Annotated in this window: 14 protein-coding genes; all 14 read right to left on the bottom strand. The window is 69.9% G+C overall.

Going from position 1 to position 15265, the window contains the following annotated elements; translation table 11 throughout:
• Nucleotides 1-29 precede the first annotated feature (29 nt).
• Nucleotides 30-866, bottom strand: a complete 837-nt coding sequence (locus tag HD599_RS06065) for an alpha/beta fold hydrolase (RefSeq protein WP_184234696.1) — start codon at nucleotides 864-866, stop codon at nucleotides 30-32.
• A gap of 111 nt (nucleotides 867-977) precedes the next feature.
• A complete protein-coding gene (locus HD599_RS06060) occupies nucleotides 978-2075 on the bottom strand; it encodes an SDR family oxidoreductase (RefSeq protein WP_184234693.1) in 1098 nt (365 codons plus the stop codon).
• A 35-nt stretch (nucleotides 2076-2110) separates the two neighbouring features.
• Nucleotides 2111-2518: a DUF7144 family membrane protein gene (locus tag HD599_RS06055; RefSeq protein ID WP_184234690.1), complete on the bottom strand. Its 408-nt coding sequence runs from the start codon at nucleotides 2516-2518 to the stop codon at nucleotides 2111-2113.
• A gap of 91 nt (nucleotides 2519-2609) precedes the next feature.
• Nucleotides 2610-3272 (bottom strand): ion channel, encoded by a 663-nt coding sequence (locus HD599_RS06050; protein ID WP_184234687.1) that lies wholly within the window; start codon nucleotides 3270-3272, stop codon nucleotides 2610-2612.
• Between the two features lie 280 nt (nucleotides 3273-3552).
• Nucleotides 3553-4932 carry an ATP-binding protein gene (locus tag HD599_RS06045; RefSeq protein WP_184234684.1) on the bottom strand — a complete coding sequence of 460 codons (1380 nt, stop codon included), beginning with the start codon at nucleotides 4930-4932 and terminating at the stop codon, nucleotides 3553-3555.
• Entirely contained in the window at nucleotides 4929-6371 is a 1443-nt protein-coding gene (locus HD599_RS06040) for an ion channel protein (protein WP_184234681.1), read from the bottom strand. The genes HD599_RS06045 and HD599_RS06040 overlap by 4 nt, the downstream gene beginning before the upstream one ends.
• 66 nt (nucleotides 6372-6437) lie before the next feature.
• Complete coding sequence (locus HD599_RS06035) at nucleotides 6438-7013, bottom strand: HhH-GPD-type base excision DNA repair protein (RefSeq protein ID WP_184234678.1); 576 nt, start codon at nucleotides 7011-7013, stop codon at nucleotides 6438-6440.
• Between the two features lie 121 nt (nucleotides 7014-7134).
• Complete coding sequence (locus HD599_RS06030) at nucleotides 7135-8598, bottom strand: HNH endonuclease signature motif containing protein (protein ID WP_184234675.1); 1464 nt, start codon at nucleotides 8596-8598, stop codon at nucleotides 7135-7137.
• A 95-nt stretch (nucleotides 8599-8693) separates the two neighbouring features.
• Nucleotides 8694-9710, bottom strand: coding sequence for a TerC/Alx family metal homeostasis membrane protein (locus HD599_RS06025; protein WP_184234672.1), 1017 nt, complete (start codon nucleotides 9708-9710; stop codon nucleotides 8694-8696).
• Between the two features lie 176 nt (nucleotides 9711-9886).
• Nucleotides 9887-11050 (bottom strand): hydroxymethylglutaryl-CoA synthase, encoded by a 1164-nt coding sequence (locus HD599_RS06020; RefSeq protein ID WP_184234669.1) that lies wholly within the window; start codon nucleotides 11048-11050, stop codon nucleotides 9887-9889.
• A complete protein-coding gene (locus tag HD599_RS06015) occupies nucleotides 11047-12090 on the bottom strand; it encodes a hydroxymethylglutaryl-CoA reductase (protein ID WP_184234666.1) in 1044 nt (347 codons plus the stop codon). The genes HD599_RS06020 and HD599_RS06015 overlap by 4 nt, the downstream gene beginning before the upstream one ends.
• The gene (locus HD599_RS06010; RefSeq protein WP_184234663.1) at nucleotides 12087-13169 is read right to left on the bottom strand and encodes a phosphomevalonate kinase; all 1083 of its coding nucleotides are present in this window, start codon (nucleotides 13167-13169) and stop codon (nucleotides 12087-12089) included. Before HD599_RS06010 ends, HD599_RS06015 begins: the two co-directional genes overlap by 4 nt.
• A complete protein-coding gene (gene mvaD, locus HD599_RS06005) occupies nucleotides 13166-14161 on the bottom strand; it encodes a diphosphomevalonate decarboxylase (protein ID WP_343061908.1) in 996 nt (331 codons plus the stop codon). Before mvaD ends, HD599_RS06010 begins: the two co-directional genes overlap by 4 nt.
• Entirely contained in the window at nucleotides 14158-15135 is a 978-nt protein-coding gene (gene mvk / locus HD599_RS06000) for a mevalonate kinase (protein ID WP_184234660.1), read from the bottom strand. The genes mvaD and mvk overlap by 4 nt, the downstream gene beginning before the upstream one ends.
• Nucleotides 15136-15265 lie beyond the last annotated feature (130 nt).

Below are 15265 nucleotides of genomic sequence, written 5' to 3'. Positions count from 1 at the left end.
AATCGTCATTTCCGGGGGTTCTTTCGCGCCTACTTCGCCAGGAACTCGAGCACTGCCGCGTTCCACTCGGCGGCGTGACTCACGGTGACGCCGTGCGGAGCACCCGCGATGACGACGAGTTCGCTGCCGGGGATCGCCTCGTGCGTGCGCGCGCCGGAACCCTCGAAGGGAACCGTTCCGTCGCCGTCGCCGTGGATGACGAGGGTCGGCACCGATACGAGCGCGAGGTCGTCGCGGAAGTCGGTCGACGCGAATGCCGCCATGCTTTCGAGCGCGGCGAGCTTGCTGGCCTGGGCTGCGAGGGCGAGGGCCTCCTGGCGCTGCGCCTCGGTGACCTTGAGCACGCCGTCGACCGAGTAGAACTGGGTCGTGAAGTCCTCGAAGAAGGCCTCGCGGTCGGCGGTGAGTCCGGCCGTCATCCTCGCGGCCTCGGGGGCCTCGAGCGGGCCGTCGGGGTTGCTCGGCGTCTTCAACAGGAACGGCGGCACGGCGGACGCGAAGACCACGCTGTGCAGGCGCTCGTGTCCGTACTTGCTGAAATAGCGGGCGACCTCGCCGCCACCCATCGAGAAGCCGACGAGCGTGACGTCGTCGAGATCGAGTTCGACGAGCAGCGTGTGCAGGTCCTCGGTGAGGGTGTCGTAGGTGTAGCCGGTGAGCGGCTTGTCGCTGCGGCCGAAGCCGCGGCGGTCGTAGGTGATCACGCGGTAGCCGGCGGCCTGGAACGCGGGCACCTGCTCGGACCACGACTCCCCCGAGAGCGGCCAGCCGTGGATCAGGACGACCGCGCGGCCGGAGCCGCCGGTGTCGTCGACGTGGAGCTCGGTGTCTCTGAAAATTCCGTGGTGGGCGGTTATCTCGGTCATCTCGCTGTCCTTTCGGCCCTGCGCCGGTGGCGGGGCGTCGACAGTGGTTCGGACCGTTCCCCCGGGCAGTTTGGGCGTGCCCGGGGGGCTGTCGTTCTGCCGCGTCTTTTGCTACGCGGCCGGGATCAGCTTGTCGGCGCGGTAGCGGTCGAACAGCGCCGTGAACGAGTCGACGGTGCGGTGGTGCGTGCCGAAGCCCGCGAGGCGGGACTTGCTGATGTCCGCGACGACCTCGATCTGGCGGCCGAGGTCGGCATCGGAGTGCCACCAGCTGGCCAGACGGGACAGGTTGGATTCCACGAGCCCGTGCTCGGTGGCGATGCGTGCCCACGCGTCATCCATGCCCGCCATCTGGGTCTCGAGGGTCTGCGGTTCGGCACCGGGGCCGACCGGCTCGAGGCCGAAGTAGTCCGCGAGCTGCGCCCACATGGAGCGCCAGCGGAACACGTCGCCGTTGACGACGTTGAATGCCTCGTCACGTCCGGCCTCGTGGGTCGCCGCCCAGACCAGCTGGTCGGCCAGGATCGTCGCGTCGGTCATGTCGGTGAGCCCGTTCCACTGGGTCTCGCTGCCCGGAAAGACGAACGGCAGACCGAGGTCGCGGCAGATCGACGCGTAGACCGCGAGGGTGAGCCCCATGTTCATCAGGTTGCCGACCGCGTGGCCGATGACGGTGTGCGAGCGGTGCACCGACCAGGTGAAACCGTCGCGAGCGGCGGCGGCGAAGAGCTCGTCCTCCTGCGCGTAGTAGAAGTTGGCGGCGTCGAGGCGCGGCTCGTCCTCGCGGAACGGCGTCTCGGGGATCGGTCCCTGCCCGTAGGCCTCGAACGGGCCGAGGTAGTGCTTGAGGCCGGTCACGAGCGCGACATGCTCGACGGGGGCGTGACTGAGGGCGGCGAGCAGGTCGCGCACCATCCCGCCGTTGACCTCGATGTTGAGCTGCTCGGTGGCCTGGCGTGCCCACGCGGTGAAGAAGACGTGGGTCGGATGCCGCGTCCCGAGCGCCCGGCGCAGGTCGTCGGCGGATCGCAGGTCGGCGGGGATCCACTCCACGCCGTCGCGGGCGGCGCCGGGGCGGCGCGAGAGGGCCAGCACCTGCCAGCCCTCGCTCACGAGCTGGTCGACGAGCGCGGAGCCGCCGATGCCGGTTGCTCCCACGACGAGGGCGGTGCGGGAAGTGGACGTAAGGTCGAGCGGTGCAGAAGTCATTACCGTGGGCAACACTTGTCGCGCCGCACTAATTCCTAACCGCCGTTGCGCAGTTCGTCGCCGTGGGCGATCAACGCGTAGATCACGATGATGTCGATCGCGATCACGAAGAACGACCACCACGGTTGCGCGGGAACGAGCACCAGCGCCACGACGGCGCTCACGATCGCGAGGAGAACCGCGCTCAGCCGCGCCCAGGTCGCTCCGCTGAGCAGTCCGATCGAGGTGGCTATCTGCAGCACACCGATAATCAGGTTCCACCAGCCCCAGCCAGCGGCGTTGAACAGGAACAGCTCGCCGTCGAGTGCCGCGTAGTATGTGTCGGGCCCGACGATCGCCACCAGCCCCTGGATGACGCCGAAGAATCCGTTGATGAGCAGCACGACGGACGCGAATCCGACCCACCCTGCCCAGCCGGTCCTCGTGGATGTCGACGCGCTCATGCTGTCACCGCTTTCTTCCGATCTGCCGCGATTGTCGTGCGTGCCACGGGCACCCGGTTCACCCGCTGTGGATGAGCGGCGGCGGCGGTTTCTAACCCGCCGCCCCGTTCGTCCGCCGCGTCCACCCCGAGACCACCCGCGCCACCGCGATCACCAGGAACAGCTGCCCCGTGATCGCCTCGGCGATGGCGACGCTCTGCACGCCGGCGCTCACGGGGACGATGTTGCCGTACCCGGTCGTGGTCAGGGTGGTGAACGAGAAGAACAGCTGGGTGGTCAGCGAGTCCGGCTGGTCCGGCCCGAACGTCGCGACGGACGAGACGAGCGCGATCACGTTGTACACGAACGTGAAGAACATGCCGACCAGGATGTAGGCCGCGATCGCCGCGAGCAGTGCTTGACCGTCGACGCGGTCCCGGCGCACGATGTGCGCGATGATCGCCATCGGCGCGACGAGATAGGCGAGGGCGGATGCCGCGGCGAGCACCACATCGAGGTAGAAGCCGCTCGCGCCGAGGAGGCTCGTACCCGCCGTCGCGATACCGGCGACAGCGAGCACGATCCAGCCGATCCGGCGGAGCCGCGGCCGCACCTCCGCGACCCACAGGATGACCGCGACCGTCGCGAGTTGCACGAGAAAGGCGACTCCGCTGGGGTTGGGCCCGGTCTGGAGGGCGCAGAGGGTGTACGAGACCGCGATGAGCACGAGCACGAACCAGTACTCGGAGCGCCAGAGCGGTCGTCGCCTAGTCATCGTTGCGCTTCCGGGAACGACTCGGACGTTCCGCGGAGTCGTTCCGGCGGCACCCGGAATCCCCCGGTCCTTGCCGGACGCGTCCCGGCACACCCCCGCATTCCCCGGAATTCCCCGTCATTCCCCCGGATACGCCCCGGCATTTCCGGGAATTGCCCCGTCCCTCCCCGGCATTCCCCGGAGACCCCCCGGCATTTCCGGGAAGTGCCCCGTCCCTCCCAGACACGCCCCGGCACGCCCCGGAGATACACCGGCGCTGGCCCGCGCCGCCCCTGCCGCGTCATCCGCCGCCCTGCCCTCCGCCGTGGGAATCGCGCACGGGCACCCGCACGTCGGCGCCGCCCTCCGGGGTCAGCCGCGTGCCCATTGCCACGAGCGCGGGCGCCGCGACGAAACCGCCGGCGAAGAGGGCCTCCCCCTGCCGGAACCGCGGCGACCGGGCGAACATCGACGGCGGCACGAAGCCGAAGATGCTCGCGAGCTCGTCGAGGTCGAGCGGCGACGTCATCTTCATGAGGGCGAGGTTGTCGCACTGCGAGACGATGCTCTGGTGCACCCGCGACGGCCGCTGGGTCGACAGCAGCAACCAGAGCCCGAACTTGCGCCCCTCGGCCGCGATCTGCACGATTCGGTCCCGCACCGCCGTGTGCAGCGGGTCGGCCGGTTCGGGCGAGCAGAGGTTGTGCGCCTCGTCGATGACGATCAGGATCGGCCGACGGCTCTCGCGCCGCGCCCAGAGGTCGTCGAGCACGGCCATCGCCACGACGAGGTGCTCGTCGGGGTTGGCGAACCCGCCGAGGTCGAGCACGGTGGCGTCCGGCCGTGACTCGACGATCTCGTTCGCTGTCGCCCGGCCGCCGGCCCAGACCGGCCACCCGGTGAGGCCGAGGTTCTCGATACGGGCGGCGAGATCGACGGCGGCCTGCGTGCCGCGGGAGCGTAGTGCCGGGACGATCGCCTCGGGCGCGAGCCCTCCCAAGGTCTCCTCGAGGTGGATGAGCTCGTTGTACTCGGCCCGGTCGTCGAGCGGGTGCAGGTGCAGCACGGCGCCCTTCGACCGCGTCGGGAGGTCGACGAAGCGGACCCGCAGGGAATCCGGGTCCGGCGAAGACGGGCGAAGAATCCGGATGTCGCGGCCGGCCAGCGCGTCGCCGTCGCCGAGTCGCACGAAGTCCGCGTTCGGGTCGAGGATCACCATCGGCAGAGCGGTGTGGATGAGCAGTTGCTCGAGCACGACGCCGAGCGCGTAGGTCTTACCGGATCCGCTCTGCCCGCACCAGAACGTGTGCCGGTTGAACCGGTGGGCGGCGATCGCGGCTTGAGTCTTCGGCCCCGACAGGTACGTCCCGATGCCGAGGGTCGCGCCGGCGCTCGCCTGCAACGCCTCGACGGTCGTCGGTAACGCGTCGGAAAGGTCCGCCGCACGGAACGCCCTCGTGTCTCGGGTGTCGACGTTGCCGTCGGGCGACACGACGCCGAGCAGGCGGCCCGCGCCATGCGCTCCCGCACCGCCCGGATGATCTACGTCGTCGATCTGCCCGAGCTGGGCGATCCCGTCGTGGTGGAGCGTCACGAATGCCCCGGGCTCGACGGCGGGCGTCAGCACGTCGTCGAACCGGAACAGCCGGCCGTCGGGCGATGTGGCGGTGGACTGGGTCATTGCCGGTTCCCGTCTGTGGCGGCCGGGTGTTCCGGGTTCTCCGTCGCCGCCCGGTGTGCTGGGTTCTCAGTCGCTGCCCGGTGTGCCGAGTTCTCTGCCGCCGCCCGGTGTGCCGAGTTCTCTGTCGCCGCCGCGTTTGCCGCCGGTTCGTGCGTCTCGGTCGAGTGCACGATCATCTCCGGGCCGCGGGAGACGATCAGCCACGCCGGCAAGACCGCGATGCACAGCACCGGCAGCACGGTGATGCTGCCCGTGACGGCGACCGCGATGAACAGCGAGATCCAGCCGTCCCGGGAGACGGCGAGCACCATGCCGAGCACGCCGCCCGCGACTCCGACGACCAGAGGGATGCCCGGCAGCAGGTCGTTCGCCAACACGCCGAGCGCGACGCCGACGAACACGGCCGGGAAGATCCGGCCGCCGCTGAACCCCGCGGCAGCGCTCACGACGAGGGCGAGCACTTTGACCACGACGATCAGCACGACGGCGACAGCGTCGAACGCGTCGCGTTCGGCGACGAGCCGGCCCATCTGGGAAAGCCCCTTGAACAGCGTGATCTCGCCGCCGACGGCGCCGAGCAGTCCGAGCACGACTCCGCCGAGGGTGATGTACAGCGCGGGGTTCCGCAGGAGTCGGAACAGCCGGTGCACCCTCGGCATCGCGACAGCGGCCGCGAGTCCGAGAAGCGCCCCGATCGCGGCGACGACGCTCGCGCTCAGCAGGTCGGCCGGGGCGACCTCGACGTAGGCGGGGAGGTCGACGGAGAAGCTCGGGGTCGCGAGTGCCGACGTCGTCAGCGCGCCGGACGCGGCGGCGAGGAGCGGCAGGAACAGCCGGTCCCAGAGGGCGTCGCCGCCGTGCGCGTTGTGTCCCGAGCGCGCCCCGACCAGTCCGGTGAAGACGAGTGCCGCGGCCACCGGCGTGCCGAACAGGGCTCCGATCGTGCCGGCGGCCGTCACCATCACGACCGATTCGACCGGGATCGCCGGCCACAGCTTCCGGATCAGGGCGACGAGCAGGGCCGTGTTGATCGCGATCACGGGGGCTTCGGGGCCGAGGCTCGCTCCCCCGGCGAACCCGACGACCGCGACCAGAGCCAAGGACGGGAGCGTGCTCAACGGCAGCGGCGGGGCGATCAGTTCGACGGTCGCCGAATCGCGGCCTCCGTGGCCGGGCACGAGCCAGACGACCAGCCCGACGACCAGGCCCGTCGCGGTGAGCACGCCGAAGATCCACCAGCCGGATGACGCGTCGATCCCGAGCGCGTGCGGCAGCAGTTCCCACACGCCGTTCTCGAGCTCGTGCACGACCCACTCGACGGCGAACAGCATCAGCGCCGAGACCACGCCCACGACGATGGCGGGAAGCGACAGCGTGAGCAGCGTCCGGACCGTCGATGTCGACGGGCGGTCCACGGGAACTACGCCGGCCGGCTCCATGAGCGGATTGTGCCGTGGTCGGGTAGCCCGTTCCTCACCCCGCGGAGGTGACGATTCGGGACGCGGTCAGCCCTTCTTGGCCGCGGCCTTCGCCGCCTTCTTGAACTCGCGGACCTTGGTGAGGGATCCGGGATCGACGATATCGGCGACGGACCGGTAGGAACCCTCGGTGCCGTAGTCTCCGGCGGCCTTTCGCCAGCCGTCTGCGGTGACGCCGTACTGCTTGCCCAGCAGCGCGAGGAAGATCTTGGCCTTCTGCTCGCCGAAGCCGGGCAGGGCCTTGAGGCGCTTGAGGATTTCCGCGCCGTCGGGGTCGCCGCTCGTCCAGATGGCCGAGGCGTCGCCGCCCCAGGTCTCGACGATCTCCGCGGTCAGTGCTTGGACGCGCCCGGCCATCGATCCGGGGTAGCGGTGGATCGACGGTGTGATGCGGAATACGGCCTCGAGCTCGTCGGCGTCGTAGTCCGCGATCTTCTTCGGGTCGAGGGTGCCGATACGGTCGAGCAGCTTGGCGGGGCCGGCGAACGCGGTCTCCATCGGGACTTGCTGGTCGAGCAACATTCCGATGAGCAGGGCGAGCGGACTGGTCGACAGAAGCTTGTCGGCGTCGGCATCGTCGGTGATGTGCAGGTTCGCGTTCATATCTCGATGGTGTCACGGGTCCCCGATTTCCCGAAAGCGCTGGCGCTCTGGCCGTGAATCCGACAGAAGCAACGAAGCAACCCGATCTCCTGATCCCGTTACCGGAGCGATCGACGAGTCATCAGGTGCCGGTCGGCACGGCCAGCACGGGCGCCGCGAGTTCCAGTTGGGCAGCGGGCGCCGCAAGTTCGCGTTGCAGATCGCGCATGGCGGCGCTCTTCGAGGGCATCAGGACTCGGCGCTGTTGCGGGTCGACGTCGGTGGGCGGGATCAGGTAGTAGTCGGACCCCTCCCGTTCGATCTCCCAGCCGTTATTATGCATCAGCAGGTGGTGGAACTTGCACAGCAGGATCCCGTCTTTGATGTCGGTCCGTCCTCCGTCTCTGGCCCAGTGGTGGATGTGGTGCGCCTCGGCCATCGACGGCGGCCGGTCGCAGGCCCCGAACCGGCAGCCGCCGTCTCTCACCGTCAGGGCGATGCGTTGTTTCCGGGTGAAGAACCGTTGTTCGCGGCCGACGTCGAGGGCCTGCCCGGTGTCGTCGAAGACCACCTCCGTGGTGGTCCCGGTGCAGACCAGACGCTCCACTGTTTCGATCGAGACCGGGTCGGGTGAGCCTTCGATGCGCCCGTGACCGGTGCGGGAATCCAGAGTGGGAGCGGTGACGAGGACCCGGATCGCCGCACCGCCGTCTCCCAACAGCTCGGTCGGGTCGGCGGTGGCGCCGGCCTGCAGCAGGCCGAGCATCGTGTCGGAGGCGAGCTGCTCGATACTGCGTGGGTCGTTGAGGATGCGGTCGGCGGTCTCCTGATGCGGGCCGCTGACGAACCGGACGCCCCGTTTCGGCGACGTCGCCCGGTCGTAGAGCTCGGTGACTACCGCGTAGGACTCGGGGTCGAGGTCCCAGACCAGACGGCCCATGCCGTTCGACAGGCGGTAGTGCTTGAGCGACCGTTTCTCGAACCGCTCCCGTTCCCGGTCGGCGATCCCCGCCTCGTCGAGGTCGTCGCGCAGTTCGCGGGCGCGTCGTTGCAGACGGTCCGGGTCGAGAGTCGCGGCCTCCGCGACGAGAGCCGAAGCGGCCTCGGAGAGGGCCGCGGAAGGCACGTTCTCGGTCGGCACCCCGAGCCCCGCCCGGATCGCATCCGCGCCAGCCACCGAGAGTGTGCCGGCCGCGACCGCGGTAGCCACGGGCGCGAGCCACGGCTCCGACGACGTACACAGCGAACCGGTCGCCGGGTCGGGCGTGCCCGAGAGCGCCGCCTCCCGCACCATCCGCCCCACCCGCACCGCGGTCACGGCCTCCCGCCCGGTGGCTCCGGTGGTCGCTTTGACGAACTCTTCCGGTGACCGGTACCCCTCCCGCTGCGCGAGCCCGTCGTGCCCATGCGAGCGCGTCGACCGCGCGGCGATCTCCCCGGCGATCAGCGCGAGGTGGGCGTCGGCCAGCTGCTTCTCCTGCGCGGCCATGCGACCGAGCGAGACGAGAGCCGCGTCATCCAGCGCACTGAAAACCGAGACGGAAGTCGGCACCGCAGCCACAGCCGCCACCGCGGTGGCGAACTGGGCTGCGAGCGTCGATGACATGCATCAATTTTTCCAGCCCCAAGACACGTTCGATGGCGAACGAGCGAGTTGGTGCACAACCCCCGGCTAGAGGGCGCATGTGCAGGACAAGAGCCCTAGTGCTTCTCGACAGCTTCCGGGTCGGTCTCCGTGGCGCTCTTCGCCTCAAGGTCCTGATTGCGCGTCTTGCGCAGGCTGAGCACCGTGGCCACGGCGACCGTGAGTCCGATGAAGAGCAGCGAGAACCAGATCGGGATCTCCGGGGCCCAGAGGATGTTCTCTCCACCGTTGATGAAGGGCAGCTCGTTGACGTGCATCGCGTGCAGCACCAGCTTGACGCCGATGAAGGCGAGGATGACGGCGAGGCCCTGTGCGAGGTAGACGAGGCGTTCGAGCAGTCCGCCGATCAGGAAGAACAGCTGGCGCAGACCCATCAGCGCGAACGCGTTGGCGGTGAAGACGATGTACGCCTCTTCCGTGAGCCCGTAGATGGCCGGGATCGAGTCGACGGCGAAGACGAGGTCGACGAAGCCGATCGCGACGATCGTCAGCAGCATCGGGGTGAAGAAGCGCTTGCCGTCGATCTTCACCGTGATGCGGTCGCGGTGGAAGTCATCGGTGATCGGCAGGATGCGGCGGGCGAACTTGACGACCTTGCCATTGGCGGGGTCGCTCTCGTGGTCGCTGAACGCCTGGCGCCAGGCCAGCACGAGCAGCAGCGCGCCGAAGATGTAGAAGATCCACGACACGTTCGAGATGAGCGTCGCGCCGACCGCGATGAAGATTCCGCGCAGGATCAGCGCGATGATGATGCCGATCATCAGCACCTTCTGCTGGAACGCCTTCGGCACCGCGAACCCGGTCATGATGATCAGGAACACGAACAGGTTGTCGATCGACAGCGCCTTCTCGGTCAGGTAGCCCGCGAAGTACTCTCCGCCGAAGCCCCAGCCGGAGAAAATACCGATACCGACGCCGAACAGCAGGGCGAGGCTGATGTAGAACACCGACCAGCGGGCGGACTCGGCGATCGACGGTTCGTGCGGCTTGCGCACGTGCACGAAGAATTCGTAGACGAAGAAAGCGATGGTCACGGCGATGGTGATCAGCCAGGTGGTCAGGGTCACGTTCACGTGAGACTCCAAGGGGTCGTTGAGACAGAAACTAAAGTCTCATCCGCCACTGCAAACCAGTGACCGTAGCTCCGGAACTCTTCGATGGGTCCGTACTGACGAAGCGTACGTGGTGGATTACTCCCCTTATGCCTACGAATTTAGCATGGATGACGCGGGGAGCCGCACCGCGACCGTTAGACGGCCTCGTACACCCGCTTGTAGCCGTCGACTCCCCCGAAGCGGAACGGGCCCGTGGTCTCGCGCGCGGTGACGAAGTTCGCGACATCCTCGGGGCTGAATCGCTGCAGTTCGAGGTACCGCTCGTCGCCGATGACCGTCCGCGCGTCCAACAGGGCGAGGTTCTCCGCCGCCCGCGACCGCTCACGGTAGCCGGGCTGCACGATGCCGGTGAAGAACTCGGAGACGGCGCCCGACCCGTAGCTGAGGAACCCGAGGCGCTTGCCGGCGAGGTCCTCGTCGCCGTCGAGCAGGGTGGCGAGCGCGAGATAGATCGTCGCCGTGTAGCTGTTGCCGATGCGGCGGTTGTACTCGAGCGTTCCGGCCACCTGCGCGTCGGCCGCTTCGTCGTCCAGCCCCGCGACGGATGCCGCGAGCTTGCGGTGCGCCTTGACCGCCATTCGCGTGAACGGCTGGTGATAGCAGAACCGCTCGATCGAGTCGTAGGCGGGGCCGCCGCGGCCGGCGAGGTCCTGCCAGGCCGAGATCGCCGCGGTGATGTACGCCGTGATCGACAGCTTGCCGTCGACGATCGCGGTGGTGTGGTCGTTGGGACGCCAGAAGTCCATCACGTCTTCGGTGTACAGCCCGGTGATCGGCTCGATCTCGAGGATCGCGGGGTCGGCGGTCACGAGCATCGCCACTGCCGCGGCGCCCTGCGTCGCCTCCGCGTTCGAGTCGAGCTCGTAGCGGGCGACGTCGCTCGCGACCACGAGCACGGCCTCCTCGGGCGAGCGGGCGACGAGCGCCGTCGCGAACTGCAGCGCGGCGGTGGCCGAATAGCAGGCCTGCTTCACCTCGACGACGCGCACGTCCGAGCCGAGGCCGAGCAGCCGGTGCACGTAGACGCCGGCCGACTTCGACTGGTCGATGCCCGATTCTGTGGCGAAGATGAGGGTGCGGATGGCGCGCGAGTCGCCCCGGTCGAGAATGCGCTTCGCGGCCGTCGCCGCCATGGTCACCACGTCCTCGTCGTTCGCGAGAACGCTCATCTCGCTCTGCCCGAGTCCGACGTAGTACTTGTTCGCCTCGACCCCGTGCCGCGCGGCGAGCTCGGCGAGGTCGATGCGGTGGCTGCCGGTGGCGAAGGCGATGTCGTGGATGCCGATGGAGAGAGTCACGCTGAAGTGCCGTTTCGTTCGAAGTTGAGGTGGGCGGCCATGAGCTCGCCCGGGTTGGTCTGTGCGCCGAGCAGCGACAGTTCGCCGCACCAGACGCTGGCCGCGGCGAGCACGGCGAGGCGGCGGGCGTTGTCGCCCACGGGCCGGTCGTCGCGGCAGCCGAGGCGCTGCAGGTTCTCCTCGACGAAGCCAAGTCCCTTGCCGTTGCCGACGGTACCGACGATGAGGTTCGGCAGGGTGCAGGAGAAGTAGAGGTCGCCGTCGACGATCTCGGCCTGGGTGAGCCCCTGCGAGCCCTCGACGATGTTCGCGCCGTCCTGGCCGGTGGCGAGGTAGAAGGCGAGCAGCATGTTCGCGTAGTGCGCGTTGCCCGAGCGCAGGCTGCCGGCGAGGATCGAGCCGACGAGGTTCTTGCGGGTGTTGAGCTCGGCGATCTTCTCGGGCGTCGTGTGCAGGCGGCGCTCGACGACCTCGCGCGGGATGATCGCCTCGGTGATCACGTTCTTGCCGCGGCCGAGGATGCCGTTGACCGCGGTGGCCTTCTTGTCGGAGCAGTAGTTGCCCGATATCGAGCCGTAGCGCAGCTCGGGCCAGGTGTGCAGCAGGTGGGTCATGAGCGCGTCGGAGGCGAGCGTGACCATGTTGTGCCCGGCGGCGTCGCCCGTGCGGAACTCGAACCGCAGGAACAGCAGGCGCCCCGCGATCTGGCTGTTGATGCCGAGCAGTTCGGCGAAGCGGCTGGTCTGGCCCACGACGGCGCGCAGCTCGTCGATGCGCGCCTCGACCTCCCGCAGCACGCGCAGCGATTCGCCCGCGTGCGGCAGCTCGAAGTAGACCGAGCGCGTCATGCGCTCGTCGACGAGCGTGGACCGGATACCGCCCTCGATGAGCGTGGAGATGCGGGCGCCGCGGCGCACCGACGGCCAGAGCGTGGTCTCGTAGGTCGCGAGCGGCACCTCCTGCTCCCCCTCGACGACGTTGCCGCTGAGCAGCAGCGGTCCGACCCAACGCAGGGGGACGGCGGCAAAGGAATCGGTCACGGGGTGCTCCTTGTAGTGTCTGGTCTGGTCACGACGGCGAGGTCGAGCGGGCGGATGCCGCCGGCCGACCAGTCGGCCGCGAGGGCCGCGCGGTCGACGTCGGGACCCGCGAGCGCGATGCCGCAGTCCCCTCCGCCCGCGCCGGAACTCTTGGCAGCGGCGCCGCGCGCCTCGGCGAGGTCGCACAGCGCGGTGAGCGCGGGCGTTTCGATCTCGATGCCGGAGAGCGCGGCGTACCGGCCGAGCCCGGCCCGGGCCGAGCGGATCGCCGTTTCGATGCGGGCGGTGTCGTCGGCGCGAATCGCGTCGGCGAGCGAGGCGACGGTGGCGTCGCTCGCGGCGAAGAAGGAACGGAAGTCGGCGTCGGAGGCGGCGCGCGACCGGCGCGATCGTTCGACGAGCGCGGCGGTGCTGGCGGGCGAGCCGGTCCAGCCGACGAGCAACGCCAGAGCGCCCGGGGTGGGAAGCGGTTCTGCCAGGAGGCCCGGCCACGGCTCGGCGACGGCGGCGGCGACACCGACCCGGTCGCGCAGCGCGAGCGCCGCCGCGGCGTCGGCGGAACGGTAGGCGAGCCAGCCGCCGAGGGTGCTCGCCGCGACATCCCCGCCCGAACCGGACGGGTTGATGCGCCAGGTGGCGAGCAGGGCGAGGCGAAGCAGTGTCTGGTCGTCGAGGGGCAGGTCGTGGGCGGTGGCGAGGGCATGCACGAGGGCGACGACGACCGCGCCGCTCGAGCCGAGGCCGAACTTGGCGCCGTCGACGTGGTCGAGGTCGCTCTCGACGGCGATGTCGAGCGTGAGTTCGGGCCGGCCGGATGCCGCGGCCAGCGCCTCCACGACGTCGAGGGCCGCGCCCACCACGTCGGGCTCGCGCGCACCGTCGATCGCGACGCCCTCGCCGTCGCGCCGCCAGGTCAGCGGCTCGGTGTAGTGGTCGGAGCGCAGGGTGTTCGCCGCGGCATCCCTCACCCGCACCCGCACGAAGCGGTCGACGGCGACGAGCACGGCCGAGCCGCCCGGCTCGACGACGGCGTACTCCCCCGCGACGAACAGCTTTCCGGGGGCACGGGTCTCGATCATTCGGACGACCCGAGGAGACGCACTCCCCGGCCCGCGCGGGCGGAGAGGAAGCGGGCGCCCGGGTCGACGGTGGCGAGGTGCGCGGCGACGCGGTCCGCGTCGTCGGGGCGGCAGAGGAACTTGACGTTGGGGCCGGCGTCCATGGTGGCGTAGGCCTCGACGCCCGCGGCGCGGAGCTCGCCGGCGGCGTCGACGAGCGCGATGCTCGCGGCGGTCTGGTAGCGCACGGGCGGCCAGGCACCGGCCATGGTCGCGTGCATGCGCAGGCTGTTCGACTCGGCCAGCTCGCCGACCGCGGTGAAGTCGGCCCGGTCGAGCGCGGCGAGCATCTCGTCGAGCTGCGCGGTGGTCGACTCGGCCCAGGCGGGGTAGAACGGCGAGGTGGCCGTCGTGCGGTTCATCGCGACGGTGCTCGAGATCGTCTTCGGCCCGGCGTCGATGATCGCGACCACCATCGCGAGGTCGAGGTCGGCGGGCACCGGTTCGGCGTAGGACGACGCGTCGTCGCCCGGGTACCAGCGGACGATGCCGCCGAAGACCGACCGGGAGGCCGATCCGGAGCCGCGGCGGGCGAGACGGGAAAGAGCGCGGTCGTCGAGGCCGAGGCCGTAGGCGGCAGAGGCCGCGGCGGCGAGGGCGGCGAACGCGGAGGCCGAGGAGGCGAGACCGGCGCCGGTGGGAATCAGGTTGACCGAGTCGACGCGGGCGCGCTCGGTGCGCCCACTGAGAGCGCGCACGAGGTCGAGGAAGACCCGCACGCGTTCGGCGGGCCGGGCGGCCTGCACGACGCCGCCGAGCACGAGCTCGTCGGCCGCGAGGGTGTCGTCGAGGGTCACGGTGGTGCGCGTGGGCGCGGTGTCGAGGGTCAGTGAGAGGCTTCCCGTGACCGGGAGGTTGTAGGCCGCATCGGCCTTGCCCCAGTACTTGATCAGGGCGATGTTCGGGTTGGCTTCCGCCGTCGCGGTGCCCGTCACAGCCGGCACGGCCGTCACGGTCGTTGCCCGGCGGCCGTGACCACCCAGCAGTTGACGGCGCCGGCGGCGGTCAAGGCGTCGACGACGCCCGCGGCGTCGGCCGACGAGGCGACGAGGGCGACGACGCAGCCGCCCTGTCCCCCGCCGGTGAGCTTGGCGCCGAGGGCACCCGCGCCGACCGCGGCGTCGACGAGGCGCGTGATCGACTCGTGCCCGGCACCGAGCTCGGTGAGGATGGCGTGGGCTCGCGACATCCGGCCCCCGAGTTCTTTGCGGCGGTCGCCGGCGAGGTCGACGGCAGCGTCACGGGTGAGCTGCTCGAGCTGGTCGAGCAGGGCGGCGGAACGCTCGGGGTTCGCGACCCCGTAGGCGGCGACGTCGCCGACGGCGATCTTGGTCGAGCCGCGGATGCCGGTGTCGGCGATGACGAACACGCCGCCGAACGCGACGTCGAGGCTCGTGACAGCGCCCTGTTCGAAGAGGATGGGCGCCGGGGCGCGGGTGGCGCGGGCGTCGAGACCGCTGGGGTTGCCGTGGGCGACCCGTTCGGCCGACTGCACGAGTTCGAAGCGCTCGTCGTCGTCGAGGGTGCCACCGAACAGCTCGCGGATGGCCTCGACGATGGCGTGGGCCACGGCGGCGCTCGAGCCGAGGCCACGGCCGATCGGCACGTCGCCGTGCACGCACACCTCGACGTGCGACTCGGGCTGCCCGAAGTGCACGAGGGCGTTGCGGATCGCGGCACCGACGGCGTCGAAACTGGCGGGGGCCTCGGCGAGCGGCCCGGTGTAGATGTCGGTCTCGAGCAGCAGCGGCCCGTCGGTCACGCGCGCGACGGCACGAACCCACATGCGCGGCAGCGGCATGCCGATGGCGGGACGGCCGTAGACGACGGCGTGCTCGCCGAGCAGGATGAACTTCGCGTGGGCGGAGCCGGTGCCCTCGTCATCGCGGAGGAAGCCGTCCGCTCCGCTCTCGTCGGTCGCCGACACATCGACAGCGGGATCGATAGCGGCGACCAGCCGTCCAGCGCCGGCTGGCGAGTGTGAGGTCATCAAAAAGCTCCGGATTCACGGCAACGACGGTCCAGGATCGGGCCGCCGATTTTTTTACGCACGCCCG

Source organism: Conyzicola lurida, from assembly GCF_014204935.1.
Taxonomy (GTDB): domain Bacteria; phylum Actinomycetota; class Actinomycetes; order Actinomycetales; family Microbacteriaceae; genus Conyzicola; species Conyzicola lurida.
Note: the sequence above shows the minus strand (reverse complement) of the source record. Positions and strands in the feature narration are given on the sequence as shown.

Bases quoted from the DNA above. Each gene is read 5' to 3' on its own strand.
- HD599_RS06065 (WP_184234696.1), bottom strand. From the start codon at position 866: ATGACCGAGATAACCGCCCACCACGGAATTTTCAGAGACACCGAGCTC.
- HD599_RS06060 (WP_184234693.1), bottom strand. From the start codon at position 2,075: ATGACTTCTGCACCGCTCGACCTTACGTCCACTTCCCGCACCGCCCTC.
- HD599_RS06055 (WP_184234690.1), bottom strand. From the start codon at position 2,518: ATGAGCGCGTCGACATCCACGAGGACCGGCTGGGCAGGGTGGGTCGGA.
- HD599_RS06050 (WP_184234687.1), bottom strand. From the start codon at position 3,272: ATGACTAGGCGACGACCGCTCTGGCGCTCCGAGTACTGGTTCGTGCTC.
- HD599_RS06045 (WP_184234684.1), bottom strand. From the start codon at position 4,932: ATGACCCAGTCCACCGCCACATCGCCCGACGGCCGGCTGTTCCGGTTC.
- HD599_RS06040 (WP_184234681.1), bottom strand. From the start codon at position 6,371: ATGGAGCCGGCCGGCGTAGTTCCCGTGGACCGCCCGTCGACATCGACG.
- HD599_RS06035 (WP_184234678.1), bottom strand. From the start codon at position 7,013: ATGAACGCGAACCTGCACATCACCGACGATGCCGACGCCGACAAGCTT.
- HD599_RS06030 (WP_184234675.1), bottom strand. From the start codon at position 8,598: ATGTCATCGACGCTCGCAGCCCAGTTCGCCACCGCGGTGGCGGCTGTG.
- HD599_RS06010 (WP_184234663.1), bottom strand. From the start codon at position 13,169: ATGATCGAGACCCGTGCCCCCGGAAAGCTGTTCGTCGCGGGGGAGTAC.